1 protein-coding gene is annotated in these 851 nt (G+C 50.5%); it reads right to left on the bottom strand.

Features of this window, described 5'->3' with window-relative positions; all coding sequences use genetic code 11:
- Positions 1–239: 239 nt before the first annotated feature.
- Positions 240–851, bottom strand: a 612-nt coding sequence (locus A3754_RS06175; RefSeq protein WP_197468505.1) for an efflux RND transporter permease subunit, incomplete at its 5' end; no start/stop codon positions are given.

The raw sequence follows: 851 nt of genomic DNA, 5'->3' as shown, positions 1-851 counted from the left end.
CTTTTGTAAATCACATGTGTTGAATTGCGATCGTGAAAGACGAGAATATGAATAGCAAAATTCGCTATTCAGTTGGGGGTAATGTTCGCCCAAATGGAAGTGCGCTCTATGTCGCAAGAGAAGTTGTGATAAATGTTGTTTGGATAGATGCATGCACTATCGGCTGGATCATATAATCCAAGAAGAGTGCGAGGGCTCATGCTAAGCTATGTTAGTGTGCGGAGTTTTCAAGAGCCCGCCTAGAACCGCACGCGGAAGAAAAGTGAATAAAGCACAGGTATTGCCACCATGGTAAGCAGAGTGGCGAAGGCAAGCCCCCCCATGATAGTAATCGCCATGCTCGAAAAGAAGGCGTCCCACATCAGAGGTATCATGCCGAGAATGGTGGTGAAGGCCGCGAGGATCACGGGGCGCAGGCGGCTGACGCTGCCATCGACTAGTGCATCTCTCATTAGCTTACCGTCCTTGACCTGTGCGTCGACTTCGTCAATTAACACGATGGCATTTTTCATCAGCATTCCGGAAAGGCTGAGGAAGCCGAGCATTGCCATGAAAGTGAATGGCTGACCAGTTAGTAACAGGCCGATGCTCACGCCACAGATCGACATTGGTACGATCAGCCAGATTATCAGCGGCTGACGGACCTTTCCGAACAATAATACTGAAATTACCAGCATCACAAGGATCCCCAGCGGTACCTGTTTCGCCAGGGACGCTTGCGCTTCGCTGGCTTTCTCATATTCGCCGCCCCATTCCAGAGCATAACCTTTTGGCAGCGGTAGAGTTTCCACCGCGTTATGTAATTGTCGCAATGCTTGGTCGGCAGTCAGGTCGCCAATCGGTTCGGCCTG

It is taken from the genome of Alcanivorax sp. HI0083 (assembly GCF_001635175.1).
This window is presented reverse-complemented; position numbering and strand designations above follow the sequence as displayed.